A 24,739-nucleotide genomic window follows, 5' to 3' on the forward strand; every position below is an offset into this window, starting at 1 on the left:
ATCGTGAACGGCAAATGAATTCCAGTACTTGCCGCCGACCCATTTCTGGGTGGAACCATGCGTTCGCAGGCGGACGCGTCGAAACGCGCCCGCAACGCCAGTTCGCAAGCGAAAATCTTGCCGCCCGACCCTTAAGCGGCTTGCGGCTTCGCGTAGGGATCGAAGCGGCTGTAGAACGTCTCGCCCTTCGCCGCCATGTCGAGCAGAAGCGGCGTCGGCTTGAAATGGTCGCCGTATTTCGCCGCCAGCTTCTCGCACAGCGCCACGAAGGCCTTCACGCCCATGCCGTCGATGTAGGAGAGCGTGCCGCCGGTATAGGGGGCGAAGCCGAAGCCGAGGATCGAGCCGACGTCGGCCTCGCGCGGATCGGTGACGATGCCTTCCTCAACCGTGCGGGCAGCCTCGAGCGCGATCGTCGTCAGCAGGCGCTCCTTCAGCACCTTCACGTCGACGTCGTCGGGCTTCTGTTGCGGATAGAGCTCCTTCAGGCCCGGCCAGAGGCGCTTCTTCGCCGGCTTCGGCGGGTAGTCGTAGAAGCCCTTGGCGCTCTTGCGGCCGAGGCGACCGTCCTCGACGAGCTTCGTTACCAGTTCCATATGCCGCGGATCGACCGACTGCGGGCCGAGATCGGCGAGGGCTGCCTTGAAGATCTTGTAGGATAGGTCGACGGCCACCTCGTCGTTCAATGAAAGCGGTCCGACCGGCATGCCGGCCATCTTCGCCGCGTTCTCGACCATCGCCGCCGGCACGCCCTCGATCAGCATGTCGTAGGCCTCGCCGATGTAGCGGAAGACGCAGCGGTTGACGTAGAAGCCACGCGTGTCGTTGACGACGATCGGCGTCTTCTTGATCGCGGCGACGTAGTCCAGCGCGACAGCGAGCGCCTTGTCGCCGGTCTGCTGGCCGAGGATCACCTCGGTCAGCATCATCTTTTCGACGGGCGAGAAGAAATGGATGCCGACGAACTGGCTCGGCCGCCCGGAGTTCTGCGCAAGCCCGGTGATCGGCAGCGTCGAGGTGTTGGAGGCGAGGATGGCGCCTTCGGGCAGAACGGCCTCGATCTTCTCCGTGACGGCCTTCTTCACGTCGCGGTCCTCGAATACGGCCTCGATGACAAGATCGGCGTCGGACAGGGCGGCATAGTCGGCCGTGGGGGTGATCAGCGACAGAAGCTTCTCGCCGTCTTCCTTGCTCATCCGGCCCTTGGAGACGCTGCCGGAAACGAGGCCCTCGCAGACGGACTTGCCCTTGTCGGCCGCCTCCTGGTCGCGGTCGATCAGGACCACGGGGATGCCGGCCGCCGCCGTGACATAGCCGATCGAGGCGCCCATGAAGCCGGCGCCGACGATGCCGACCTTCCTGAACTCGGTCTTCGGCACGCCGGCCGGCCGGCGCGCGCCCTTGCCCAGCTCCTGCATGGAGATGAACAGCGAGCGGATCATCGAGAAGGCTTCGGTCGTCTGCAGGATATGGGTGAAATAGCGCTGTTCGATCTTGAGCGCCGTATCGAACGGCACCTGCAGGCCCTCATAGACGCATTTGAGGATCGCCAGCGCACCCGGATAGTTGCCGGCGGTTTCTCGGCGCAGGATGGCGGGTGCTGCCGGCCAGAGCTGGGCCGCAGCCGGCGTCCAGATGCCGCCGCCGGGCACCTTGAAGCCTTTTTCGTCCCAGGGTGCGACAGGCTTCAGGCCGTCGAGGATCATCTTCTTCGCTGCCGGGATCAGTTCCTCCGGCGCGACCACCTGGTGAACGAGGTTCATCGCCTTGGCGCGCGCGCCCGTGAGAGACGATCCGGTGGTCATCATCTGCAGGGCGTCCTGCGCGTTTGCCAGACGCGGCACGCGCTGGGTGCCGCCGGCACCGGGGAAGATACCGACCTTCACTTCAGGCAGCGCGATCTTCACCGACTTGGCGTTCGAGGCGACGCGGCCATGGCAGGCGAGCGACAGTTCGAAGGCACCGCCCATGCAGGTGCCGTTGATCGCCGAAACCCAGGGCTTGCCGCAGGTCTCCAGCTTGCGGAACAGCCCGCTCATCCGCCCGGTCAGCGCAAACAGCTTCTCGGCTGCCTGTGCCGGGTCCTTGGCCCTCTCCTCGGCCTGCAGCGTAAACATCGACTTGATCATCGAAAGGTCCGCGCCGCCGGAGAAGGTCGATTTGCCGGAGGTGATCACCACACCCTTGACCGCGGCATCGGCGACGGTGGCATCGATGATCGCCTCGAGTTCGTCCATCACCTCTGCCGTGATGACGTTCATCGACTTGCCGGGCATGTCCCAGGTGAGAAGCGCAATGCCGTCGGCGTCGGTTCCCAGGGTGAAATTCGTGTATGCACTCATAATGGGATTCCTCTCCCTTGAACATTGTCCCTACCAGAGGAGGACGATCGCGACACCTGTGATGCCAACGACTAAGGCGGTGAGAAGCATCAAGCCACGAAGTTCGGCTTGGTGCGCACGGACCTCCTCCTTGGTTTTCGGCTTGATGAAGGCCTCATAGTCGTCCTTCATATCTCTCTCTCGATAGATATGGGCGAGTTCTCGCTGCCATCCCTCCCGCTCTCTCCTATAGGTCTCGCGATCCGGCTGCGGGGCGGTCATAAATCACACACGCTCGATGACCGTGGCCGTGCCCATGCCGGCGCCGATGCAGAGCGTCACCAGCGCGGTGTTCAGGTCGCGCCGCTCCAGCTCGTCGAGTACGGTGCCGAAGATCATCGCGCCGGTGGCGCCGAGCGGGTGGCCCATGGCGATGGCGCCGCCGTTGACGTTGATCCGGTCGTGGGGGATGTCGAACGCTTGGCAGTAGCGCAGGACGACGGCGGCAAACGCCTCGTTCAGCTCGAACAGGTCGATGTCGGAAAGCTTAAGGCCGGAGCGCTTCAAAAGCTTCTCGGTCACATCGACCGGGCCGGTCAGCATCAGCGCCGGGTCCGAGCCGATATTGGCGAAGGCCCGGATGCGCGCGCGCGGCTTCTTGCCGAGGATGGAACCGCCCTCTTTCGAGCCGATCAGCACCGCAGCCGAACCGTCGACGATGCCCGAAGAATTGCCGGCATGGTGGACGTAGTTGATCGCCTCGATCTCCGGATGCGCCTGGATGGCGACGGCCTCGAAGCCGCCCATCTCGCCGGGCATCTGGAATGACGGGTTGAGCTGGGCCAGCGCCTGCATGTCGGTGCCCGGCCGCATGTGCTCGTCCCGGTCGAGGATCGTCAGCCCGTTGATGTCCTTCACCGGGATGACCGAGCCTGCGAAGTAACCCTTCTCCCAGGCATTGGCCGCTCGCTTCTGGCTCGCCACCGCATAGGCGTCGACGTCGTCGCGGGAGAAGCCGTACTTGGTGGCGATCAGGTCGGCCGAGACGCCCTGCGGCATGAAATACGCGGGGAAGTTCACCGAGGGATCCATGTACCAGGAGCCGCCGGACATGCCCATGCCGACGCGCGACATGCTTTCCACGCCGCCGGCAATCACGATGTCGTCCGCCCCTTGTGCGATCTTGCCGGCGCCGAAATTGATGGCGTCGAGCCCGGAGGCGCAGAAGCGCGAAATCTGCATGCCCGGCGCCCTGGTCGAATATCCGGCTTCGAAGGCGGCTGCCTTGGGGATGACGGCACCGGCATCCATGACGGGATCGACGCATCCCATGATGATGTCGTCGACCTTCTCCGTGTCGAGCCCGTTGCGGTCGCGCAGTGCTTCCAGCACCTTCGCGGCGAGGCGGACGGACGGCACCTCGTGCAGCGCCCCGTCCTTCTTGCCGCGTCCGCGCGGGGTGCGCACATGATCGTAGATGAAGACGTCAGTCATGCTTTTCTCTCCCTGGGCGACGCAGAAGCGTCGTCAATCACCTGTCTGCCAATCTCCTGGCATAACGGCCTCTTTGGCCGCGCGCTCGTCATTCTATCCCTCATTCGCCGGCCGGCACCTCTGCCCGCGGGGGCGCGGACAAGGAGGCGAGTTGCGGCGACTGTACGCCCTCTCCGCACTTGCGGGGAGAGGGCCGGGTGAGGTGCATCCTTAGAAAGCCTCTGACGGCAGCGCCATCATCGTTTCCGCGCCGCTCTCGATCCGCGCCTTGCGCAGCGCCGTCTCCGGCATGATGCGCTCCATGAAGAAGCGCGCGGTGATCAGCTTGTTGCGCAGGAACGCCTCGCGCTCGCCGGTGCCCGCGGCGAGCCCGGACTGCGCCGCCTTGGCCATTTTCGCCCACATATATCCGACGACGACGAGGCCGAAGAGGTGCATGTAGTCGGTCGAGCCGGCGCCGGCATTGTCGGGCTTGGCCATCGCATGCTGCATGAACCACATGGTCGAGGCCTGCAGGTCGTTAAGCCCCTTCTTCAGGTGCTTGGTGAAGAAGGACAGGCTCTCGTCGCCGCGGTTCTCCTCGCAGAAATCGCCGATCTCCTTGAACAGTGCCATCACCGCGCGCCCGCCGTTCATGCCGAGCTTGCGGCCCACAAGATCGAGCGCCTGGATGCCGTTGGCGCCTTCGTAGATCATGGCGATGCGCGCGTCGCGCACATACTGGCTCATGCCGTGCTCTTCGATGTAGCCATGGCCGCCGAAGACCTGCTGCGCCATCACCGCGTGGTCGAAACCCTTGTCGGTCAGCACGCCCTTCAGGATCGGCGTCGCCAGCCCCAAAAGGTCGTCGGCCGCCTGCCGCTCCTTGTCGTCGGATGCACGGTGCGCGATGTCGGACTGCAGCGCCGTCCACAGAAGGAACGCGCGCCCGCCCTCGTTCCACGCCTTGATCGTCAACAGCGACCGGCGGATGTCGGGATGGACGATGATCGGGTCTGCCCGTTGCTCTGGCGCCTTCGGCCCGGAGAGCGAGCGTCCCTGGATACGCTCGCGCGCATAGCTGGCGGCGTTCTGGTAGGCGGCCTCCGCGACCGCCAGCCCCTGCAGGCCGACGCCCAGACGGGCCTCGTTCATCATGACGAACATGGCGTTCAGGCCCTTATTCTCTGTGCCGATGAGATAGCCGGTCGCCTCGTCGTAGTTCATGACGCAGGTTGCGTTGCCGTGGATACCCATCTTGTGCTCGATCGCGCCACAGGATACGCCGTTGCGGGCTCCCGGCCTGCCATCCGCGTCCGGCAGGAGTTTCGGCACGATGAAGAGCGAGATGCCCTTGGTTCCGTCCGGCGCGCCTTCGATGCGTGCCAGCACCAGATGGATAATGTTCTCCGCCATGTCGTGTTCGCCGGCGGAAATGAAGATCTTCTGGCCGGTGATCTTGTAGGAGCCGTCCTGCTGCGGTGCCGCCTTGGTGCGCAGCAGGCCGAGGTCGGTGCCGCAATGCGGCTCGGTCAGGTTCATCGTGCCGGTCCAGGTCCCAGCGACCATCTTCGGCAGATAAGCCTTCTTCTGCTCATCCGAACCGTGCACGAGGATCGCGGCGATCGCGCCCTGCGTCAGGCCGGGATACATCATCAGCGACATGTTGGCGGACGACATGTACTCGCCCACGGCGGTGTGCAGCAGGTAGGGAAGACCCTGGCCGCCGAACTCTTCCGGCACCGCCAGGCCGAGCCAGCCGCCTTCGCGGTAAAGGTCGAAAGCTTCGCGGAAGCCCTTCGGAACGGTCACAGAACCATCCTCGCCGCGCTTGCAGCCCTCCTGGTCGCCGGAAAGGTTGACGGGAAAAAGCACTTCTTCGGAAAGTTTCGCGGCCTCGCCGGCAATCGCCTCGACCATGTCCGCCGTTGCATCGGCAAAGCCCGGCAGGTTGTTGTAGCGTTCCAGTCCGAGCACGTCGTTGAGCACGAACAGCGTTTCGTTCACGGGGGCTTTGTAGATGGGCATGTTGCTCGAGTTCCTCGCCTTCTCGATGGAAGATTGTCCGACCTGTTGAAACGATACTAGAAAACTTTGACGTTTGCGTAAACGTAATATTTGCGTGAACGTGAACTTCATCGAGCATGGCTGTGGGCGCGGCGGGGATCGGAAACGGGTAAACGCCCGACCGGGCCTGCCGGCATCGCAGGTCTGCGGCCTAGGCGGCCGAGGTGTGCCGCCGCGCGGCAGTATGAGCAAATCGTTAAAAAATTTTAGCCGAATTAACCGCTTGTTTACCATGTTCCGTGAATTGTGGCGATCGAGGGCAGCCCACGAAATAGTTTTGTCGTTCCACTTTTCGCCTGCCATTCGGAGCGTCAGGTCCGGGAAAGCTGCGCCCTCTAGGCTGCAACATCGATCTGCGCGTGAGTTACGACAATGCCGGCGCACATCATGTCGGCGAAATGCAACAGGTGGCGTCTCGCGGCATGAGCGGCGGACGTGATGCGGGTTCTCACGGCGAGCCGACGGGCTCCCAATCGAGGCTAGGAACATGAGCGGATCGCGAGCAAATCCTCCCCGGTATGGCGACAGGTCGTCGTTCGATGCTCTGAACCGGACGATCGAAGGCCTAGAGGCGCGGATCGAAGGTCTGATGGGCACACGCGAGCGCAGCCGCGACGGTGCGGACCTCCGGCGTGAACCGCAGCGACCCGATCCGGTGCGCACCGCGCCACTGCGCGACGATCCCGTCGGCGAGATCATGCAGCGCCAGCGCGCACTCGATGCGGTTCGGGAGCGCGCGGCCCAGCGCGGTGAACGCCGCTCCCCGGCATTTGACGCTCCCCTTCCGCCGCAGCCGGCCGCGGAACGTCCGGCACCCGATTCCGCCGCGCCCAACTTCGCCGCCAAAGAGATCGCCCAGGCGCTTGTCGGCCTGCGCCAGGATCTCAAGCGCGACATCGCCGACGGGTTCGGGCGGGAGATGGACACGCTGCGCGCCGAAATGCGCGCCATTCGCCAGGCGGCGGAAATGCGCGGTCATGACGACGACATTCGCGACGATCTGCAGCGGCTGGCGCAGAGCGTCGGCCAGCTCGGCCGCCAGCCGGCGCATTCCGAAGCCGAAAGCCTGCGGGTGGAGTTCGACGAACTGCGCTCGGTCCTGGACGGCCTCGCCCGCGAGGATTCCGTGCGCCGCATGGAAAATCGCTGGAACGGGGTGGAGCAGCGGCTCGCCGCCTTCGATCAGAGCCGCGACGACGAACTGCTGGCGCTCGCCTATCGGCTGGACGAGCTGAAGACCCAGATCCAGACCGTCAGTGCCACGCCCGCCCTTCGCGATCTAGAAGACAAGCTCCATACGATGGCCCAGGCCGTCGAGGTGCTTGGCCGCAACGTCCAGCCGGACGATCGCCGGCTTGCCTCCCAGTTCGAAGGCCTCGACCTGCGCCTCGACGAGATCAGCCGTGCGATCGCCGCCAGCGGCCGTGCGCAGGCTTCCGCCGCCGATGCCACGCTGTTCCAGCGCATGGAAGGCCGGATCGCCGATCTCGCCGGCCAGCTCGATGCCATTGCCCGTCGCCCGATGCCCGAACAGGGTCTCGGCCAGCGGCTGGAGGCGCTTTCCTATCGCATCGACGAACTGGCGCACGAGAAGGCGGCACTTCGGCTCGAAGAACGGCTGGAACAACTGTCGGCGATGATCGAGCAGGGCCAGCGGGCACCGGCCGCGAGCGCCGACCTGACCCGCTACCTGACGGACATCTCGCGAAAGATCGACGCGCTCGATCAGGGCTCGGTCAACGAAGCGCTGGCCGAGCGCCTCGATCACCTGGCCCGCCGGATCGAGGATCTCGACACTCCGGCCGAAACGCCGTTTTCCGGCGACCGCTTCTCGGCGATCGAAGGGCGCCTGCAGGCGATCGCCGAAAGGCTCGACCGCACCAGTGCCGCGCCCGTGGACGACAGCGGCGCACTGCGCAGCCTTGAGGCTCAGATCGCCCATCTTTCCACATTGATCAGCGCGCCGCAGCCGCAGGGTGGTTCTACCCTGCCGGAAGACTTCGACAGCCGCATGGCAACGATCGAAGACTACATGGCCACCAACGACGAATATATCATCGAAGCGGCCCGACAGGCCGCCGAAGCGGTGATGCAGGCCTACCAGCACACTGCCGACGGCGGTATTGCGTCTTCCTCCGACATGGCGGCGATCTCCGCACTTGCGGAAGATCTGCGCGCGCTGGAAGACATGATGCGCTCCAGCGAGGATCGCACCGCGCGCACCTTCGATGCACTCCATGATACGCTGGTGCAGATCGCAGGCCGCCTCGAACAACTCGACGCACCGCGCGACGATGATCGCCGGAACGGCCGCCGGGACGAGCGTGCGTTCGCATCCGCTACGCCGCGGACGCTGGCCCAGGCTGTCGACGAAGAGGAATACCCGTTCGTCGACGACGGGTTCGAGACGGCCGCAGCACAACAGGATCGCGCGCCGTTGCCTGCCGAAGTGGAATCCGGTGAACGTGAATTCGAGCTCGCGGGCGAAAGCGCGCAGGCCGTCGCCACGTCGGTCGCCGAAGCTGCCGCCCCGGCTCCGGCCGGACAGAAGGGCAGGACCAGCCTGATCGCGGGCCTTGCCCGTCGCTTCGCGCCTGCCCGCAAGGAGGCGCCCGAAACGGTCGAGCGCCAGCAGATCGATCCCGCCCCGTCGCTCGACCCGGGCGACGAAATCGCGCCGGAAGTGGCCAACCAACTGCTGGAGCCGGGCTCCGGCGCTCCAGACGTCCGCAAGATTCTGGAGCGTGTCCGCGCCGGCCAGGCGGCGGACGGTCGCGGTCAGGCCGCCGACGCCCAGAAGTCCGATTTCATCGCCGCCGCGCGTCGGGCAGCCCGCATGGCCGCCGAAGAAACCGATACGCTGTCGCGCATCGCGCCGGAGAAGAAGCCGGCGTCGGGCGCCGGCGCAGCCGCATCTGCGTTCGGCCGCCACCGCCGGCCGATCCTGATGGCCGTCGGGGCCATCCTGCTTGCCATCATGTCCTATCCGCTGGTCAATACGCTGGTTCGCGGGGACGAGGCTCCGAAGCCGGCCCGGCAGGAGACGGCGCAGGCGGTGATCGCGGCGCCCGCAGCCGTCGAGCCCAAGGCCGCGGCTGGCGAGGCGCCGGCCCCGCAGCAGATGGCGCAGGCTGTGACGGCCGGAAGCCAGCCGGTCGAGGTGATCGAGGGTGACGAACCCACCGTCGATGCGTCGCCCGCCGAGGAAATCGCAACGCCGACCGTCGAGGATACCGGAATGAATACCGGTTCGCCGGCGCTTGCCGTAACCGGCGCCGAGCAGATGACACAGCCGGCAGACACTGCAACTGAGACGGGCGGCTTCGAACCGATCCTGACGGATCCGTCGGGCGAGGTGAAGGACGTGCCGGTGATCGAAAACGAAGGCAGCGAGGCCATTATCGGCGCCGACAACCCTTCGCAGGGCACGGCGGAACTGATCAGCGTCCCGACCGCACTGGACCCGGCCTCACTGGCAAAGGCGGCCGGCGAAGGCGACAAGCTGGCGCTGTTTGAGATCGGCGCACGCTATACCGATGGCCGCGGCGGCGTCGCAATCGACATGGCTGAGGCCGCCAAGTGGTATGCGAAGGCGGCCGAGCGCGGCTTTGCGCCGGCGCAGTACCGCCTCGGCAACCTCTACGAAAAAGGGCAGGGCGTCGAACGCGACCTCGAAAAGGCATGCAGCCTCTATGAGGAGGCTGCCAGACAGGGCAATGCCAGCGCCATTCACAATCTCGCCGTGCTGCTGGCGACCGGCGGTGGTAAGGCCCCCGATTTTGCCGCTGCTGCCGAATGGTTCAAGAAGGCGGCCGACCTCGGCGTCCGCGACAGCCAGTTCAACCTCGCAATTCTCTATGCGCGCGGCAACGGCGTGAAGCAGGACCTTGAGGAATCCTACAAGTGGTTTGCAGTCGCTGCCCGCGACGGCGACCGCGATGCCGCCGAAAAGCGCGACGAGGTCGCCAACGCCTTGAAGCCGGAGCAACTGGCAAGCGCCAAGGCGAAGCTGGACCTTTGGAAGCCGCAGCCGCTCGACGAGAAAGCAAACTCCGTGGACCTGCCGGACGAATGGATCGGCAAGGGCACCAAGACTGCCTCCGTCGACATGAAGAAGGCGATCCGCAACATCCAGGCGATCCTGAACAACAACGGCTTCAATGCCGGCACGCCGGATGGTGCGATGGGGCCGAAGACGGTCGAGGCGATCAAGGCGTTCCAGAAGTCCGTCGGACAGACCGAAACCGGCAAGATCGACGACAAGCTCATCAATGAGTTGCTCAAGCGCAACAAGCCGCAGGGATGATCCCGGCCGCGACTGCCGCGACCGCATAAAGCGGCAGTCCGGGCCGTTCCGCTGTTGACGGCACGGATGGCCAAGGGCATGACGGACCATGAAAAAACCACAAGCCGCTCAGAATGATACCGGGAGCGGCGAAGCGGAGCGCACCGGTGTGACCGGACGCTCGGCTTGATGTCGCGCCGGCACCCCGAACCCTGTCTGCAGGGCAGTGGGGGTACCGGCAAGATGCTGGGGGACTGTCGAACCGGGCATGCGTTCCGCCTGCCCGGCGCTTACCCATATGCCGTGCCTGGAATTTTGGATCCGGCGTTCACCGGATCGCGTCGAGAATTGTGCTGAACGGGCGGCGACAGGGGCGCCGCAAGATCCGGGCCGACGGCCCATCGGGGTAATGCTGTGACGGTTTATCTGCCCATCGCCGAGCTGTCGGTGAACATCTTCATCATCCTGGGGATGGGGGCGGCTGTCGGTTTTCTTTCCGGCATGTTCGGCGTCGGCGGCGGCTTCCTGATCACCCCTCTGCTGATTTTCTACAACATCCCGCCGATCGTGGCGGTTGCGACCGGCGCCAATCAGGTCGTCGCCTCGTCGATCTCCGGCGCCATTACCCACTTCCGACGTGGCTCGCTCGACATGAAGCTCGGCACCGTGCTCCTGGTCGGCGGCCTTCTGGGGGCCACGGCGGGCATATGGCTCTTTGCGCTGCTGCGTCGGGTCGGCCAGCTCGACCTGGTCATTTCGCTGCTCTACGTGGTCCTGCTCGGCGTCGTCGGCGTGCTGATGCTGTTCGAAAGCGTCAACGCATTGCGGCGCGCGGCGAAGAACCAGCCTGTCAACCTGCGCAAGCCGGGCCATCACAACTGGGTGCACGGGCTGCCGCTGAAGATGCGGTTCAAGAAGTCCAAGATCTATCTCAGCGTGATCCCGGTTGTCGCCCTCGGCTTTGCGATCGGCGTGCTCACGTCGATCATGGGTGTCGGCGGGGGCTTCATCATGGTGCCGGCGATGATCTACCTGCTGCGCATTCCGACCAACGTCGTCGTCGGCACCTCGCTGTTCCAGATCATCTTTGTCACCGCCTATACGACGGTGATGCAGGCGGCGACGAACAATTCCGTCGATATCGTGCTGGCCTTCATCCTGATGGTGGCCGGCGTCATCGGCGCGCAATACGGCGTGCGCGTCGGCCAGCGCCTGCGCGGCGAACAGCTGCGCGCGCTGCTGGCCCTTCTCGTCCTTGCCGTCGGGCTGCGCCTTGCGGTCGATCTGGTGGTGACGCCGGAGGACTTCTATTCGATCGTCAGCGCGGGGACAGGACGATGAGGAAGCTCGCGCGCACGCTTCTCGCCGCTCTCGTCCTGGCATCGGCCGCACCAGTCCTTGCCCAGGAGGACAAGCGGCCGGAAATAACCGAGCGGCTGGAGATCGGCATCTCGACCGACGAGATCGCCATTTCCTCGGACTTCCGCGGCGCCGACCTGACGATCTTCGGCGCGATCGAGGGCTACGATCCCAACCTCCTGGCCCAGCGCAAGTACGATATCGTCGTGGCGCTGGAAGGGCCGAAGGACGATCTGACGGTGCGCCGCAAGGAGCGGGTGCTCGGCATCTGGGTCAACCGCCGGTCGATGACGTTCGAACTCGCGCCCGAGTCCTATTCGCTGTCGAGCACGCGCAATGTCGACGACATCGCACCTGCCGCGGTGCTGAACAGCATCGGCGTCGGCCTGCAGCACATACGCCTCGATCCGATCGGCTATATCGGCGACGGCAGCAACATTTCCCAGTTCCGCGATGCCTTCCGTCGGCTGAAGGAAACCGGCGGCTTCTACCAGCGCGATCCGGGCGGTGTGCAGTTCATCAGCGCCAGCCTGTTCAAGGCGACCGTCAGACTGCCAGCCAACGTGCCGAACGGCACGCATGTCGTCCGCGCCCATCTCTTCCGTGACGGGGTCTTCATCAGCGAAAAGGCGCTTCCCCTGCGCGTCGTCAAGACCGGGCTGGAGCAGATGATTTCGAATGCGGCCTACGCCAACCCGGTCTCCTACGGCATTCTCGCCGTCGTGCTCGCCGCGCTGACCGGCTGGATCGCCAGCGTCGTCTTCCGGAAGGACTGATCCGGACGCCACCCGTCAGGCGATAAGAGCCGCCTTCTGTGCCGCAACGACGGCCTCGTAGGCGGCCTGCAATTCGGAAAACACGGAGCGATCCGGCGTTGGCCCACCCATGTGGATCGCACGCAACTCCGCCATGAAGGCGTCCCACATGTCGGGGCCGCCCTTTTCGAGCAGTTCCGCCCGGATGCTCAGCTCCTTGCTAACCGGCAGATGCCGCCGTCCCCAGGCGCCCATATGGGCGAAAAGGGGGACGAGGCCGATGGCCATCTCGGTCAGGCTGTAGAGCGCCTTCTGCTTATGGCTCGGATCGTCCGCCCTGGTGATCAGACCCTTTTCCATGAGCCGCTTGAGCCGGTCGGCGAGAATGTTGGACGCGATCCTCTCCTCCGAATGGGTCAGCAGTTCGCGGAAGTGGCGGCGGTTGCCGAACATCATGTCCCGGATGACGATCAGGCTCCAGCGGTCCCCGAGGATCTCGAGCGTGAGATTGATCGGGCAGCCCGAGCGGTATTCTTCCTTCATGTTCGTCTCCGAGATTCTGCTTGCACTTTGCCATCGGTCTGCATAGCCTTCAACTGATTTCAAAGTGCAATCGGATGGCCGCCGTCAATCAAAGGGAGGATGCGATGAGCAGGGTGATCGTTTGGAATCTGGTGTCGCTCGACGGCTTCTTCGAGGGAGAGAAGAAGTGGGACCTCGACTTCCACGGTCATGCCTGGGGGGAGGAGCTGGAGCGTATCAGCGAGGACTTCGGCGAGCGCGCCCGCATGCTCGTCTTCGGCCGGGTCACCTATGAAGGCATGAAGTCCTACTGGACGACCACGCAGGACGAAACGCGCATCAAGGCCTTCATGAACGCCATGCCGAAACTGGTCGCCTCGCGCACGCTCAGCCAGTCGGACTGGAACAACACGACGATGACGTCCGATATCACGGGCGATCTGCGCCGCCTGAAGCGCGAGCCCGGCAAGGACATTTGCATATTCGGCAGCGCCGAGCTGACGGACACTCTGCTGGGCGAAGGCCTCGTCGACGAGGTGATGCTCGCGCTCGTGCCGACGCGGCTCGGCAGGGGAACCCCGTTCTTCAAATCGGCCCAAAGCCCCAAACGTTTCGAACTTGCGGAGGCAAGGCCGCTTTCCAACGGTACGGTCATCCTGCGCTACACGCCCGGACCGGCCGCCTGATCGCCACGGCCGCTCGCTCGGCTCAGGCCAGCAGGTTGGAGAAGCGAACGGAATAGACCCGGTCGCGGCCGAGCAGATGGGCGACGAGGTTTTCGCGTTCGAACAGGCCCGCCATCGCGCGGTGGCGCAGGTCCAGCCCGCCGGTGGTGACGCCGAAAGCGGGCATCAGCATCCGGCGGCCGTCGGTCGCAAAGCACGGGCGGCGCACCGATTTGTCGCGGCGGCGGACGGTGGCGGACGGGTGGAGATGGCCGGCGATCTCGCCATGGCCGGCGCTCAGCGATGGCTCGTGGCGAAAGACGAGGCCGGCATAGTGCAGTTCGTCCGCCGACTGTCCCGGCAGCCCCGTCGCACCGTCCGGATCGTGGTTTCCGTTGATCCAGATCCAGTCGCGCCCGCGCGCCATCTCCGCGATCTCCCGGCGGAACATATCCGGCAGGTGAGCCGATCCGACCCGGTCGTGAAAATTGTCTCCGAGGCTGACGACGATCGCCGGATCGTGCCGGGCGATGACAGCCGAAAGGATCTTCAGCGTCGCAAGCGTATCGTAGGGCGGCAGCAACATGCCGCGGCGTGCGAAGGCGGCGCCCTTTTCGAGATGCAGGTCGGAAATGACCAGCAGCCGCGTCTGCGGGAGATAGAGCGCGCCGAAGGGGTCGCACAGCGCCTCGACGCCGGCGACGACCGTCCGGGCCGTCAGCGAACCGAAATCCTCGATCTGTGCAGCCGCCAGCGCCAGCCTGTTCATTTGCATTCCAGCTTCAATGTTGTCTCTCCGCGCTGAAATCGTCCGGCCATTCCCCGCGCGATCCCTCGCGCATCTCCACGTCACCCATGGCCTCGGCGATCAGGTCCTCGGCGGCTTCGGCGAGAACGGAATCGTGCGCCTCGCCCGAAACCGGTTCCTTGCCGATCTCCAGCATCACCGGAACGGCGAGCGGGGAGATCCGCTCGAGCGCCCGATGGGTGATGTGGCCCTTGATTCGCATCAGCATAGCGCCGAGCCGGGCGATGTCCAAAAGCCCCGATGCCGCATCCTGTCGCGTCGCTTCCAGCAGGATATGGTCGGGCTCGTGGCTGCGCAGCACGTCGTAGATCAGGTCGGCCGACACGGTCACCTGCCGCCCGCTCTTCTCCTTGCCGGGGTGGCGTTGGTCGATTAGCCCGGCAATCACGGCGCAATTGCGGAAGGTCCGCTTCAGCATCCAGCTTTCGTCGAGCCAGGCCTCCAGGTCGTCGCCGAGCATGTCCTCGTCGAAAAGTTCTCCCAACGACGGCCGGCGCGACTTGAAGGCGCCTGCCAGATCGTCCAGCGCCCAGACGGCGAGCGAATAGTCGGTAGCCACGAAACCGAGCGGTTTCAGCCCGGCCCGCTCCAGTCGCCGCGTCAGCAGCATGCCGAGGGTCTGGTGCGCCAGCCTGCCTTCGAAAGCGTAGATGACCATGTAGTGGCGGCTGCCCCGTGGGAAGGTCTCGATCAGCAGTTCGTCGCGTTTCGGCACCATGGAAACGTCGCGCTGGATCGACAGCCAGTCGCGCACCTGGCCGGGCAATGCCCTCCATTGGTCCGGATCGGCCAGCATGGCGCGCACCTGCTCGGCAAGATAGGTGGAAAGCGGGAACTTCCCGCCCGCATAGACCGGCACCTTCGGATCGAGCGAGAAGGCCTGGCTGACGAGGCATTCGTTCTCGCGGATACCCTCGAAGCGCAGCACCTTGCCGGCGAAGAGGAACGTGTCGCCCGGCGACATGGTCTCCAGGAAATACTCCTCGACCTTGCCGAGCGAAGCTCCGCCACGGCCGGTCGAGCCGCGCGCATTGCGCTTGACGAGCCGCAGGTTGAGCATCGGCATCTCCACGATCGTGCCGAGGTTCAGCCGGTACTGCTGGGCGACCTGCGGGTTGGAGACACGCCAGAGCCCGTCTTTCGTCTTGCGGATCCTGGCGTAGCGCTCATAGGTGCGAAGCGCGTAGCCGCCGGTCGCGACGAAATCGACCACGCGCGAAAACGTCTGCCGGGGGAGCGCTGCATAGGGGGCTGCCGAGGTGATCTCGGCAAAGAGCGCCTCCTCGTCGAAGGGGGCCGCACAGGCCATTCCCAAAACGTGCTGCGCCAGCACGTCCAGCGCCCCCTCTGTCATCGGCGGCGTGTCCTGCGCGCCGATGTAGTTGGCGTCCAGCGCCGCCTGGCATTCCATCACCTCGAAGCGGTTGGCCGGCACCAGGATCGCCCGGCTGGGCTCGTCCATGCGGTGGTTGGCACGGCCGATGCGCTGGGCGAGCCGCGAGGCGCCCTTTGGCGCGCCGACGTGGATGACGAGATCGACATCGCCCCAGTCGATGCCGAGGTCGAGCGTGGAGGTCGCGACGACGGCCCGCAACCGGTTTTCAGCCATTGCCGCTTCCACCTTGCGCCGTTGCGCAACGTCGAGGGAGCCGTGATGCAGCGCGATCGGCAGCGTCTCCTCGTTGATGTTCCACAGCTCCTGGAACAGCAATTCCGCCTGGCTGCGCGTGTTGACGAACAGCAGCGCGGTGCGGTGCTCGCGGATCGCCTGGTAGACCTCGGGCATGGCATAACGTGCCGAATGGCCGGACCAGGGGACGCGCTCTTCGCTCTTCAGGATGGTGATGATCGGCTTGGCACCCTCCGGCCCCAGTACCAGTCCGGCATGATGGTCGGTACCCGCCACCTGTTCCACCAGCCAGCGCCGCAGGTCCATCGGTTCGGCGACCGTTGCCGAAAGCCCGATCGTGCGCAGGCCGGGCGCCAGCCTGCGCAGCCGGGCGAGGCCAAGCGACAAGAGGTGCCCGCGCTTGGAGGTGACGAGCGAGTGCAGCTCGTCGAACACCACGAACTTGAGATCCTTGAAGAAGCGCTCCGCCTCGCCGTTGGCGATCAGCAGCGCCACCTGCTCGGGCGTCGTCAGCAGGATGTCCGGCGGATTGAGCCGCTGTCGCTGGCGCTTCGATTGCGGCGTATCGCCCGTGCGCGTCTCGATCCGGACCGGCAGCCCCATCTCCTCGACCGGTATCGTCAGGTTGCGCTCGATATCGACGGCCAGTGCCTTCAGCGGCGAGATGTATAGCGTGTGGATCCCGGTAAAGGCCGACCCCGGCTTGATGCGGCCGCGCGCGTAAAGATCCGTGAGGGACGGCAGGAAACCGGCGAGCGTCTTGCCCGCACCGGTCGGCGCGATCAGAAGCAGGCTTTCGCCGGCGCGCGCCCGCGTCAGAAGTTCGAGCTGATGCGCGCGCGGAGCCCATCGCCGCGCCGCAAACCAGTCGGCAAAGGGGCGCGGCAGGGCATCGGCCCCCGGCTGGCTGGAATCGTTCGCGTTCACCAGGGCGAGGCTAGCGCAGTTCCTCCCGGTGGAAAATGCTTTTCCCGCGCGATCGCGCGCCAATTCAAGGCGTTACGGCTGCTCCGCGGCGGTCAAATCATGCGGCCTTGACATATGCGATTATCATGGATAAAAAATATCCACGAATAAGGAGGCGATCTTGAAACTCGGCGACGGCGTTGAACAGGCGATCCATAGCGTGGCAATGCTGTCCGGCCTTTCGGCCGATGGCGTGCTTTCCGCGGCAGCCCTGGCGGAATTCCACGGCGTGTCCACCAGCTACCTGCTGAAACATCTGCAGGCTCTGTCGGGAGCAGGGATCCTTCAAACCGTTCCCGGCCCGCGCGGCGGCTACCGGCTGGCGCGCGGGGCCGACGAGATCACGCTTCTCGACGTCGTGCTTGCGGTGGAGGGGCGGGAGCCCGCCTTCCGCTGCAAGGAGATCCGGCAGCGTGGCCCGAACCCGCTGCCGCAGCGCTACATGACCCGGCCCTGCCAGATCAACGCGGCGATGCTGAGGGCGGAGCGCGCCTACCGGGCGGAGTTGGCAAAGACCACCATCGCCGCGGTCCTCGGCGAACTGGCCGAGCAAGACATGGATGGCGCGGTCGTGGCACGCGGCTGCGCCTTCCTCGAACAGCATGAACGTAAATCGAGCTGAAACAGGAACCGAGAGGAAAGACCATGCAACCGCGTTTCAACTTCTTCAAAGCATCCCCCGAATCCTACAAGGCCGTGGTGGCCCTGGAGGAGTTCGTGCAGAACTGTGGGCTGGAGCGCCACTTCATCCATCTGATCAAGCTGCGCGCCTCGATCATCAACGGCTGTGCGTTTTGTGTCGACATGCACGTCAAGGAGTCCCGCCACGACGGTCTCTCCGAACAGTGGATCAACATGATGTCGGTGTGGAAGGAATCCCCGGTCTACGACGATCGCGAACGCGCGCTGCTCGGCTGGGTCGATGCGGTCACCGACATCGCCCGCACAGGGGCTCCGGACGAGGCCTACGAGGTGTTGAAGGCGCATTTTTCCGAAGAGGAAATGACGAAGGTGACCGTCGCAATCGGCACGATCAACATCTGGAACCGCCTGGCGGTGGGCTTCCGCTCGCAGCACCCGGTCGACAAGCCGGCAAAGGCTGCCTGACGCGGTCTGTGAAATACAGAGGGGGCGGCGATGTGCCGCCCGCTTTACATGGCGATGTAGCGGTCGGCGCGATGGTTGATCGTCAGAAACAGGTTGAGCACGATGGCGCCGATCACCGAACATAGCACGATATAGGGCGCGGCAACGGCGAAGGCCGCGGCGAGCACGACGAGATCGAAGCCCAATTGCACCAGCCCGGCCCGGATCCCGAAACGATCCTGCAGGTAGACGGCGAGGATGCCGAGCCCACCGAGGCTTGCGCGATGGCGATACAGTGCCAGCAGCCCGAACCCGAGCAGAACGCCCGCAAGCAAGGCCGCCCAGACGGGATCGAGCGTCTCGATCTTGAGATATCGCGGCTGGATTTCCGTGATCAGCGAGGTCAGGCAAATAGCGAGAAACGTCTTGATCGTGAACGCCTTGCCGAGCCGCGACAGGGACAGCGCATAGAACGGCATGTTCAACACGATGTAGTAAAGGCCGAAGCTGTAGCCCGTAAGGTAGTGCAGGATGAAGGCGACGCCCGCAACCCCGCTTGCAACGAGCCCGGCGCTGCCGATCAGCGTCAATCCCAGTGCGGCGACCATGCTGCCCGTTGCAATGCCCTGCGCGTCCTCAAGCGCGGAATGGCGCGTGGGAGCAGGGTTCCAGAAGCCGAAACGCCGATTGTCGCCGCTCATCGAAGTCTCCGCGTGGATGATGAATCTGTTTTATATTGCGCCGCAGCGTAAGCAAGGCGGAAGCTTGCTGCGTCAGCGACGCTGGGCGAGATAGAGCCGGCCCGTGACCGGTGCGCCGGCATCCATGCGGATGACCGTTTGCCGGCTCCGCAGCAGCTCGAATCCGGCTTCCTCTGCCCGTCGACGCACATAGGCCTCGCCGTGCGCATAACGCAGCGATGAGCGCAGCACATAGATTTCTTCCGCCCCTGCATCCTCGACCGAGAAAGCGAAGTGGCCGCGCGGCGCAATCAGGCAAAATGCAATCTCGAAAACGGGGGCCAGCTCCCCGAGATACATCAGCACGTCGGCGGCGCTGGCAAGATCTGCGCGACCGGGCGCGAGGTCGGCTGCGAACACGTCGCTCTCCGATGGGGGCAGCGACAGGTCCGCTTGCGCCAGGCGGTCGTAGACCTGCTTTTCCCGTGCCTTGGCCAGCATGTTTGCCGAAAGGTCGAAACCCTCGAGAAAACCGGCGCGCCCGCGAATGCGCGCGCCGAAGAGGCCGGTGCCGCAGCCGAGATCGGTCACATGCGCAAAGCGCTCGCTCGCAATGCCGTCTGCGACCAGCGCAGCCAGTTTCTCCGGCACGCTGTAGTCCAGCTTCTCGACCAGCGCGGTGTCGAAGCGCTGCGCGTAATCGTCAAACAATTGTTCGATATAGCGCGTCGGCGGCGTGGCCGGCACGTCCGCAGCACCCAGCACCGCCAGCCGAAGCCCGGCGCCGAACGGATCCTCCGGGGCAAGCTCCAGCACGCGGCCCAACGCGGCTGCGGCTGTCGGAACGCTTCCCGCCTTCTCGGCATACTCCGCCAGCCGGAACCAGCCGGCGGCCCAGCCGGGCGATATCTCCAGCGCCTGCTCCATAAGTTCGGCGGCGCCCGAAAAATCGCCACCTTCGGCGAGCATGCGGGCGTAGTCGGCGCGGCGGTCGGCGAGGATGTCGCCGGAGGAATGCTGCGAAGCGATGGTCATGGTTGCGTCTTTTTGCGTGAGGTGGCATCGCTATTCGGCAAGCACGGGCAAAACGCAAGCAGATTCGTTGCGGCGAACAGAACAGGAGCAGGCAGCATGTCGGACGGCGTCAACAGGTTTCTCGGCGATACGCCGTTTCGCATCGTCGTCAAGCTACTGATCCTTTCGGTGGCGCTCGGCTTCCTGATGTCCGTCCTTGGCTTTTATCCGGACGATATCCTGCGCGCCGTCCGTGATTTCGTCATCAATCTCTGGGAAACGGGCTTTGCCGCACTCGGCCGCGTCGGCGACTATCTGATGCTGGGCGCGGTGATCGTCGTGCCGGTCTTCATCCTTATCCGCGTCCTGAGCTACAAGCGTTGACATGACATCGAACGAAAAGAACCTCATTGCCCGCAGGACTCTTCTTGCGGCCTCCCTTGGAATGACGGCTGCGACCATTGCGGGGTGTTCCACCATCGGCGACATCGCGTCGGACGCCAGCGACCAGACCGATCCCACGCTTGCCCTGATCAACAAGCTGCGCGGCGATCGCGGGCTCGAGCCGCTTTCGCGCGATCCCGCGGCGGCCCGGGCAGCAGCTGACCAGGCGAGCCGCATGGCCGCCGCCGGCAAGATGGAACACAACATCGGCATCGGCGCCAACTTCGCCAAGCGCATGAAGGGTATGGAGGTCCCGCTGCCGGCGGCCGAGAACATCGCCGTCGGCCAGAGCGACGCGGCGCGTGCCTTCCAGGCCTGGGTGGATTCCCCCAAGCACCTCGCCAACATGCTGGGCTCCGGCTATCGCGGGCTGGGTGTGGCGGAGGCGAGAAATTCCTCTTCCGGTAACAGGCCCTATTGGGCGATGGTACTGTCGAGCTGACGCTCTGCACGGTTTGACGGCGGGTGACTTGGGGGCCTTGCCAGAGGCGCGGCGCCGGTCGCCGGCCTTTGGCTGACGCGGGGGCGGTCGGATGGTGGTATCTCAAAGGTCGAACGAAGAAGGCGGGGCCTTCGAGGTGACACACCGCCTCGTCCTTTCGATCGCCGTTCCGATGACGCTCGGCTTTTTGACGACACCGCTTCTCGGGCTGACGAATACGGCTGTCGCCGGCCGCCTCGGCTCGGCCGATGCGCTGGCCGGGCTCGCAGTCGGGGCCGTGCTTTTCGACCTGCTCCTCGGCAGCTTCAATTTCCTGCGCGCCTCGACGACCGGCCTCGTCGCGCAAGCGTTCGGCAGGGGAGACCATTCAGAGCAGCAGGCCATCTTCTGGCGATCGCTTGCCATTGCGCTCTGTTGCGGCCTTGCCATTGCCGCAGCTTCCCCGCTGCTTTCCAGCGCCGGGCTTGCGGTGATGGCGCCGCCGCCGGGCGTTGCCCAGGCGACGCTTGCCTATTTTGCCATCCGCATCCTCGGCGGGCCGATGGCGCTCGCGAACTACGCGATCCTCGGCTTCGTGCTCGGTCGCGGGCAGGGGACGACGGGACTGCTGCTGCAGGCCACGATCAATGGCGTGAACATCGCACTCGCCATTTTGCTGGGGCTATATTGGGGTTACGGTGTTGCCGGCATTGCCGCCGGCGCCCTGATCGGCGAGAGCGCGGGCATGCTCCTGGGGCTTTTAGTGGTCGTCCGGGGCTTCAAGGCCTCCAACAGGCCCGCGCGGGGCACTATTTTCGCGCTGCCGCGCATGCGGGCGCTGTTCGCGCTCAATCGAGATATCCTGATCCGCACCTTCGTGTTGCTGGCCGCGTTCACCGTGATGACTCGCATCGGCACATCCTTCGGTCCGGTTGCGCTGGCCGCCAATGCCGTGCTGATGAACATCTTCCTCGTCGCCAGCTACTATCTGGACGGGATCGCGAATGCGGCCGAGCAGATTGTCGGCAGGGCGATCGGCGCCCGCTGTCGGTCGGCCTTCGATCGTGCCGTCCGGCTGACACTTGTGTGGTCCTTCGGATTGGGCATCGCGTCAGCGGTCCTTTTTCTGGTCTTTGGCCCGGCCGTGATCGGCCTGCTGACCACGACGCCGAGCGTGCGCGCCGAGGCCGAAACCTATCTACCGTGGGCGGCACTGACGGCGATCACCGGTGCGCTCGCCTTCCAGATGGACGGCGTCTACATCGGTGCCACCTGGTCGGCCACGATGCGCAACATGATGCTGCTCGCGTTCCTCGTCTACCTGGCAGCGCTTGCCGTGTTCGTGCCGTTGTACGGCAATCTTGGCCTCTGGCTGGCGCTCAACCTGTTCCTCGCCTGCCGCGGGCTTTTTCTGGCCGCCCGCGTGCGCCGTCTGGCCGCTCAGAGGTTCTGCGCGGCCCAGTAGTGGGTGCGCGTGCCGCGGAGGTCGCGAATCGAGGCCAGCCGCTCCCGGTCGCAGAGCGCCGAGAGGCCCTTGACGATCGAGGCCGGCAGGCCGGGACCGGCATAGACCATGCAGGAATAGAGCTGCACGAGGTCGGCGCCGGCGCGGATCTTCTCTGCTGCCGTTTCCGCCGAATTGACGCCGCCGACGCCGATGATCGGCAGGGCCTCGCCAACACGCTTGCGCATCTTGGCAAGCACGGCGGTCGACCGGGCAAACAGCGGCTTGCCTGATAGGCCGCCGGCTTCGTTCGCGTGCGTGCGGTCGGAAAGGCCGTCGCGTGACAGCGTGGTGTTGGAGACGATGAGCCCGTCGAGGTCATGTGCCAGTGACACCTCGGCGATGTCGTCCAGTCCCTCTTCGGCAAGGTCGGGCGCGATCTTCAGGAACACGGGAACGCGGCGGCCGCTTTGCGCTGCCTGCTCGGCACGGGCGGCAAGCACCGCCGAAAGCAGTGCTGCGAGGCTTTCCCGCGCCTGCAGGTCGCGTAGGCCGGGGGTGTTCGGCGAGGAGATATTGGCGGTGAAGTAGCGCGCCACGTCATAGAAGGTGCTGATGCCGGCCACGTAGTCGGCGATGCGATCCTCGCTATCCTTGTTGGCGCCGATATTGACTCCGACCAGGGCATTGCGGTCGCAAGACTTCAGCCGTTCAAGCGCGGCGGCATGGCCTTCGTTGTTGAAGCCCAGCCGGTTGATCACCGCTTCGTCGCCGGCCAGCCGGAAAATGCGTGGCTTCGGATTGCCGGACTGCGGCTTCGGCGTGACGGTGCCGATCTCGGCAAAGCCGAAGCCGAGGCGCAGCAAGGCTTCGGGCACTTCCGCATTCTTGTCGTAGCCCGCAGCCATGCCGAGCGGATTGGGAAATTCGAGACCGGCGATGGTCTGCCGCAGGCGCGGGTCGGGCTTCTGGGCGCAGGCGGGCACCAGGCCGCTCTTCAGTGCCGTAATCGACAGCCCGTGCGCCGTCTCCGGATCGAAAAGGAAAAGACCCCTGCGGGCCAGATCTGCCAGCGCCATGTCAGTTCATCTCCGGAAACTGGTGGGTGCCGTTGGCGTCGAGCGGAAGGGCCTTTTCCCAAAGCACCGCATCCAGCGGTAGCGCGCCGTAGAGGTGGGGAAAGAGCTGGCCGCCGCGCGATGGTTCGTAAACGAGGGCCGCTCCCAGGGCTGCACCGTCGATCGCGACCAGAAGCAGGTCCGACTGGCCGGCGAAGTGCTTCGCGGCCGTCTCCGGCGCCTGCGCGGCGGTGGAGAAATGGATGAAGCCGTCGGCAAGATCGACCGGCGCCCCCTCGAAGCTACCCCTCTCGCGTGCCGATTGCCACAGACTTGTCGGAACGATCTTGTATATTACTTCGGACATGGCGCTCTTCCTGCTCGATGCGGGTGGCTTCCCGGCTAGCGCTTGCAGCATTGCGGCAGGAAAGTCCACGGTGAATTCGCGATCCGGCAGCGCTTTTTGAGGAGGATATTGCATGAGCAGAATGATTGTCGGTTTGGTCGCGCTCACGCCGCTTCTTATGCCCGCATCAGGCTTTGCCGAAGGCGAGGGGCGTTACCAGATGGAGCGTACTGCCGATGGATTCGTGCGGCTCGACACCGTTACCGGGGAAGTCTCGATCTGCAAGGAGAGCGCCGGCCAGATCGCTTGCCGCATGGCGGCCGACGAACGCAGAGCCTTCGAAGATGAGCTCGATCTGCTGACGCGTCGTGTGGAAGCGTTGGAAAAGGTGCAGGAATCCACGCTTTCCGTACCCAAACCACGCCTTCCGACGGATGAAGAGATTGACCGGACCATGGGCATCATGGAAAGAATGGTGCAGCGCTTTATGGCAATCGTTAAAAATCTGGAGGGCGAGGAGGATAAGACCGCTCCCCAGACGGAACCGCTGCCGGACAGGACGTGAGCGCGCCGCCGTTGTTTCTGCCATTGCTATTCCGGCGGACCTTTCGTGACCGTGCTCTTGGGAGGGAGCCCGCATGACGACAGGCATGACGATCATCATCGCTGACGACCATCCGCTGTTCAGGGGCGCTCTGAGACAGGCGCTGCTCGGCATGGCGGCTCACCCCGTCATCCTCGAAGCCGGCGATTTCGAAACGGCGCGCGCCTCCGCTTCGCAAAATCCGGATGCCGATCTTATCCTGCTGGATCTCTCCATGCCGGGGGCAAGCGGGCTCTCCGGCCTGATCACGCTCAGGGCCGAACATCCGGGCCTGCCGGTGGTCATCGTCTCGGCGAGTGACGATTCGGCCACGATCCGTCGCGCCCTCGATCTCGGTGCATCCGGCTTCATCTCCAAGTCGGCTTCGATCGAGGAGATCCGCGAGGGAATCACAGCCGTGCTCGACGGTAACATCTACACGCCCGGCGGCTATCAGCGCGGCGCCGAGCCGGACGCGGAGATCGGTGAGTTGATCGGTCGCCTGCGCACGCTGACCCCGCAGCAGTCGCGGGTGTTGTCGATGCTGGCGGAAGGCCTGCTCAACAAGCAGATCGCCTACGAGCTCGGCGTCTCCGAGGCGACGATCAAGGCGCACGTATCGGCGATCCTTCTGAAACTCAACGTCGACAGCCGCACCCAGGCCGTCATCCAGCTCGGCAAGATCGGCGCGCCCGCCGCTGCCGCCTGATCCACCGACAGGCCGCCCACGGTCCGTCGGGGTGTATTCTGAGGCAGGGGAGGCGTAGGCGTCGCGTTTAGAAGTGCGCCGACATGGCCGGGCCACCTCGGCA

At 65.0% G+C, this 24,739-nt stretch carries 23 protein-coding genes; 11 read left to right on the forward strand and 12 right to left on the reverse strand.

Annotation, left to right across the window (positions count from 1 at the left end; all coding sequences use genetic code 11):
* Positions 1–131: 131 nt before the first annotated feature.
* From CRO48_RS25210 to CRO48_RS33545, 5 genes are all read right to left on the reverse strand, one after another.
* Complete coding sequence (locus CRO48_RS25210) at positions 132–2,342, reverse strand: 3-hydroxyacyl-CoA dehydrogenase NAD-binding domain-containing protein (protein ID WP_097142531.1); 2,211 nt, start codon at positions 2,340–2,342, stop codon at positions 132–134.
* 30 nt (positions 2,343–2,372) lie between these two features.
* Complete coding sequence (locus CRO48_RS32405; protein WP_176526889.1) at positions 2,373–2,513, reverse strand: hypothetical protein; 141 nt, start codon at positions 2,511–2,513, stop codon at positions 2,373–2,375.
* A gap of 93 nt (positions 2,514–2,606) precedes the next feature.
* Entirely contained in the window at positions 2,607–3,815 is a 1,209-nt protein-coding gene (locus tag CRO48_RS25215; RefSeq protein ID WP_097142532.1) for an acetyl-CoA C-acetyltransferase, read from the reverse strand.
* Between the two features lie 210 nt (positions 3,816–4,025).
* Complete coding sequence (locus CRO48_RS25220; protein ID WP_097142533.1) at positions 4,026–5,822, reverse strand: acyl-CoA dehydrogenase C-terminal domain-containing protein; 1,797 nt, start codon at positions 5,820–5,822, stop codon at positions 4,026–4,028.
* Positions 5,823–8,843: 3,021 nt separating this feature from the next.
* Positions 8,844–9,260 carry an IPT/TIG domain-containing protein gene (locus CRO48_RS33545; protein WP_407071955.1) on the reverse strand — a complete coding sequence of 139 codons (417 nt, stop codon included), beginning with the start codon at positions 9,258–9,260 and terminating at the stop codon, positions 8,844–8,846.
* On the opposite strand from CRO48_RS33545, the gene CRO48_RS33550 reads away from it, so the two are divergent.
* The 3 genes from CRO48_RS33550 to CRO48_RS25235 all read left to right on the forward strand — a co-directional run bounded on the left by CRO48_RS33550 (position 9,145) and on the right by CRO48_RS25235 (position 12,281).
* The gene (locus CRO48_RS33550) at positions 9,145–10,167 is read left to right on the forward strand and encodes a peptidoglycan-binding protein (protein WP_407071956.1); all 1,023 of its coding nucleotides are present in this window, start codon (positions 9,145–9,147) and stop codon (positions 10,165–10,167) included. The two genes, CRO48_RS33545 and CRO48_RS33550, sit on opposite strands and share 116 nt — an antisense overlap.
* A 393-nt stretch (positions 10,168–10,560) precedes the next feature.
* The gene (locus tag CRO48_RS25230) at positions 10,561–11,487 is read left to right on the forward strand and encodes a sulfite exporter TauE/SafE family protein (protein WP_097142535.1); all 927 of its coding nucleotides are present in this window, start codon (positions 10,561–10,563) and stop codon (positions 11,485–11,487) included.
* A complete protein-coding gene (locus CRO48_RS25235; protein ID WP_097142536.1) occupies positions 11,484–12,281 on the forward strand; it encodes a TIGR02186 family protein in 798 nt (265 codons plus the stop codon). The genes CRO48_RS25230 and CRO48_RS25235 overlap by 4 nt, the downstream gene beginning before the upstream one ends.
* Positions 12,282–12,296: 15 nt before the next feature.
* Here CRO48_RS25235 and CRO48_RS25240 read toward each other — a convergent pair whose 3' ends face one another.
* Positions 12,297–12,803, reverse strand: coding sequence for a winged helix-turn-helix transcriptional regulator (locus CRO48_RS25240; RefSeq protein ID WP_097142537.1), 507 nt, complete (start codon positions 12,801–12,803; stop codon positions 12,297–12,299).
* 104 nt (positions 12,804–12,907) lie between these two features.
* On the opposite strand from CRO48_RS25240, the gene CRO48_RS25245 reads away from it, so the two are divergent.
* Positions 12,908–13,468 (forward strand): dihydrofolate reductase family protein, encoded by a 561-nt coding sequence (locus CRO48_RS25245; RefSeq protein ID WP_097142592.1) that lies wholly within the window; start codon positions 12,908–12,910, stop codon positions 13,466–13,468.
* 22 nt (positions 13,469–13,490) lie between these two features.
* On the opposite strand, the gene pdeM is transcribed toward CRO48_RS25245, so the two are convergent.
* The gene (gene pdeM / locus CRO48_RS25250) at positions 13,491–14,222 is read right to left on the reverse strand and encodes a ligase-associated DNA damage response endonuclease PdeM (RefSeq protein WP_097142538.1); all 732 of its coding nucleotides are present in this window, start codon (positions 14,220–14,222) and stop codon (positions 13,491–13,493) included.
* Between the two features lie 7 nt (positions 14,223–14,229).
* The gene (locus tag CRO48_RS25255; protein ID WP_176526890.1) at positions 14,230–16,812 is read right to left on the reverse strand and encodes a ligase-associated DNA damage response DEXH box helicase; all 2,583 of its coding nucleotides are present in this window, start codon (positions 16,810–16,812) and stop codon (positions 14,230–14,232) included.
* A gap of 160 nt (positions 16,813–16,972) precedes the next feature.
* Between CRO48_RS25255 and CRO48_RS25260 the strand changes: the two genes are divergently transcribed.
* Both CRO48_RS25260 and CRO48_RS25265 read left to right on the forward strand, forming a co-directional pair.
* Positions 16,973–17,473, forward strand: a complete 501-nt coding sequence (locus CRO48_RS25260) for an RrF2 family transcriptional regulator (RefSeq protein WP_097142540.1) — start codon at positions 16,973–16,975, stop codon at positions 17,471–17,473.
* Positions 17,474–17,496: 23 nt separating this feature from the next.
* Positions 17,497–17,958, forward strand: coding sequence for a carboxymuconolactone decarboxylase family protein (locus tag CRO48_RS25265; protein WP_097142541.1), 462 nt, complete (start codon positions 17,497–17,499; stop codon positions 17,956–17,958).
* Between the two features lie 44 nt (positions 17,959–18,002).
* Here the strand turns inward: CRO48_RS25265 and CRO48_RS25270 are convergent, their stop codons facing one another.
* Both CRO48_RS25270 and CRO48_RS25275 read right to left on the reverse strand, forming a co-directional pair.
* Positions 18,003–18,638: a YitT family protein gene (locus tag CRO48_RS25270; RefSeq protein WP_097142542.1), complete on the reverse strand. Its 636-nt coding sequence runs from the start codon at positions 18,636–18,638 to the stop codon at positions 18,003–18,005.
* Between the two features lie 72 nt (positions 18,639–18,710).
* Positions 18,711–19,652 carry a class I SAM-dependent DNA methyltransferase gene (locus CRO48_RS25275; protein WP_097142543.1) on the reverse strand — a complete coding sequence of 314 codons (942 nt, stop codon included), beginning with the start codon at positions 19,650–19,652 and terminating at the stop codon, positions 18,711–18,713.
* 96 nt (positions 19,653–19,748) lie between these two features.
* Here CRO48_RS25275 and CRO48_RS25280 point away from each other — a divergent pair, with 96 nt between their 5' ends.
* The 3 genes from CRO48_RS25280 to CRO48_RS25290 all read left to right on the forward strand — a co-directional run bounded on the left by CRO48_RS25280 (position 19,749) and on the right by CRO48_RS25290 (position 21,961).
* A complete protein-coding gene (locus CRO48_RS25280; RefSeq protein ID WP_097142544.1) occupies positions 19,749–20,015 on the forward strand; it encodes a DUF6460 domain-containing protein in 267 nt (88 codons plus the stop codon).
* Position 20,016: 1 nt separating this feature from the next.
* On the forward strand, positions 20,017–20,517 hold the full coding sequence (locus CRO48_RS25285; RefSeq protein ID WP_097142545.1) for a CAP domain-containing protein: 501 nt from the start codon (positions 20,017–20,019) through the stop codon (positions 20,515–20,517).
* A gap of 91 nt (positions 20,518–20,608) precedes the next feature.
* The gene (locus CRO48_RS25290; protein WP_097142546.1) at positions 20,609–21,961 is read left to right on the forward strand and encodes an MATE family efflux transporter; all 1,353 of its coding nucleotides are present in this window, start codon (positions 20,609–20,611) and stop codon (positions 21,959–21,961) included.
* Here CRO48_RS25290 and CRO48_RS25295 read toward each other — a convergent pair.
* On the reverse strand, positions 21,937–23,019 hold the full coding sequence (locus CRO48_RS25295) for a quinone-dependent dihydroorotate dehydrogenase (RefSeq protein ID WP_097142547.1): 1,083 nt from the start codon (positions 23,017–23,019) through the stop codon (positions 21,937–21,939). The genes CRO48_RS25290 and CRO48_RS25295 overlap by 25 nt on opposite strands.
* A 1-nt stretch (position 23,020) precedes the next feature.
* Positions 23,021–23,365 carry a DUF952 domain-containing protein gene (locus tag CRO48_RS25300; protein WP_097142548.1) on the reverse strand — a complete coding sequence of 115 codons (345 nt, stop codon included), beginning with the start codon at positions 23,363–23,365 and terminating at the stop codon, positions 23,021–23,023.
* Between the two features lie 121 nt (positions 23,366–23,486).
* Here CRO48_RS25300 and CRO48_RS25305 point away from each other — a divergent pair, with 121 nt between their 5' ends.
* Together CRO48_RS25305 and CRO48_RS25310 are read left to right on the forward strand one after the other, a co-directional pair.
* Positions 23,487–23,909: a hypothetical protein gene (locus tag CRO48_RS25305; protein ID WP_176526891.1), complete on the forward strand. Its 423-nt coding sequence runs from the start codon at positions 23,487–23,489 to the stop codon at positions 23,907–23,909.
* 73 nt (positions 23,910–23,982) lie between these two features.
* Entirely contained in the window at positions 23,983–24,636 is a 654-nt protein-coding gene (locus tag CRO48_RS25310; RefSeq protein ID WP_097142550.1) for a response regulator, read from the forward strand.
* Positions 24,637–24,739 lie beyond the last annotated feature (103 nt).

It is taken from the genome of Rhizobium subbaraonis, assembly GCF_900220975.1.
Lineage (GTDB): Bacteria > Pseudomonadota > Alphaproteobacteria > Rhizobiales > Rhizobiaceae > Mycoplana > Mycoplana subbaraonis.

Excerpts from the sequence above, each read along its gene's own strand:
- CRO48_RS25240 (WP_097142537.1), bottom strand. The coding sequence starts at position 12,803 with ATGAAGGAAGAATACCGCTCGGGCTGCCCGATCAATCTCACGCTCGAG.
- CRO48_RS25295 (WP_097142547.1), bottom strand. The coding sequence starts at position 23,019 with ATGGCGCTGGCAGATCTGGCCCGCAGGGGTCTTTTCCTTTTCGATCCG.
- CRO48_RS25310 (WP_097142550.1), top strand. The coding sequence starts at position 23,983 with ATGACGACAGGCATGACGATCATCATCGCTGACGACCATCCGCTGTTC.
- CRO48_RS25275 (WP_097142543.1), bottom strand. The coding sequence starts at position 19,652 with ATGACCATCGCTTCGCAGCATTCCTCCGGCGACATCCTCGCCGACCGC.
- CRO48_RS33545 (WP_407071955.1), bottom strand. The coding sequence starts at position 9,260 with ATGGCCTCGCTGCCTTCGTTTTCGATCACCGGCACGTCCTTCACCTCG.
- CRO48_RS25280 (WP_097142544.1), top strand. The coding sequence starts at position 19,749 with ATGTCGGACGGCGTCAACAGGTTTCTCGGCGATACGCCGTTTCGCATC.
- CRO48_RS25220 (WP_097142533.1), bottom strand. The coding sequence starts at position 5,822 with ATGCCCATCTACAAAGCCCCCGTGAACGAAACGCTGTTCGTGCTCAAC.
- CRO48_RS25270 (WP_097142542.1), bottom strand. The coding sequence starts at position 18,638 with ATGAGCGGCGACAATCGGCGTTTCGGCTTCTGGAACCCTGCTCCCACG.
- CRO48_RS32405 (WP_176526889.1), bottom strand. The coding sequence starts at position 2,513 with ATGAAGGACGACTATGAGGCCTTCATCAAGCCGAAAACCAAGGAGGAG.
- CRO48_RS25265 (WP_097142541.1), top strand. The coding sequence starts at position 17,497 with ATGCAACCGCGTTTCAACTTCTTCAAAGCATCCCCCGAATCCTACAAG.
- CRO48_RS25290 (WP_097142546.1), top strand. The coding sequence starts at position 20,609 with ATGGTGGTATCTCAAAGGTCGAACGAAGAAGGCGGGGCCTTCGAGGTG.
- CRO48_RS25215 (WP_097142532.1), bottom strand. The coding sequence starts at position 3,815 with ATGACTGACGTCTTCATCTACGATCATGTGCGCACCCCGCGCGGACGC.
- CRO48_RS25210 (WP_097142531.1), bottom strand. The coding sequence starts at position 2,342 with ATGAGTGCATACACGAATTTCACCCTGGGAACCGACGCCGACGGCATT.
- CRO48_RS33550 (WP_407071956.1), top strand. The coding sequence starts at position 9,145 with ATGACACAGCCGGCAGACACTGCAACTGAGACGGGCGGCTTCGAACCG.
- CRO48_RS25305 (WP_176526891.1), top strand. The coding sequence starts at position 23,487 with ATGATTGTCGGTTTGGTCGCGCTCACGCCGCTTCTTATGCCCGCATCA.
- CRO48_RS25245 (WP_097142592.1), top strand. The coding sequence starts at position 12,908 with ATGAGCAGGGTGATCGTTTGGAATCTGGTGTCGCTCGACGGCTTCTTC.
- CRO48_RS25235 (WP_097142536.1), top strand. The coding sequence starts at position 11,484 with ATGAGGAAGCTCGCGCGCACGCTTCTCGCCGCTCTCGTCCTGGCATCG.
- CRO48_RS25285 (WP_097142545.1), top strand. The coding sequence starts at position 20,017 with ATGACATCGAACGAAAAGAACCTCATTGCCCGCAGGACTCTTCTTGCG.
- CRO48_RS25300 (WP_097142548.1), bottom strand. The coding sequence starts at position 23,365 with ATGTCCGAAGTAATATACAAGATCGTTCCGACAAGTCTGTGGCAATCG.
- pdeM (WP_097142538.1), bottom strand. The coding sequence starts at position 14,222 with ATGCAAATGAACAGGCTGGCGCTGGCGGCTGCACAGATCGAGGATTTC.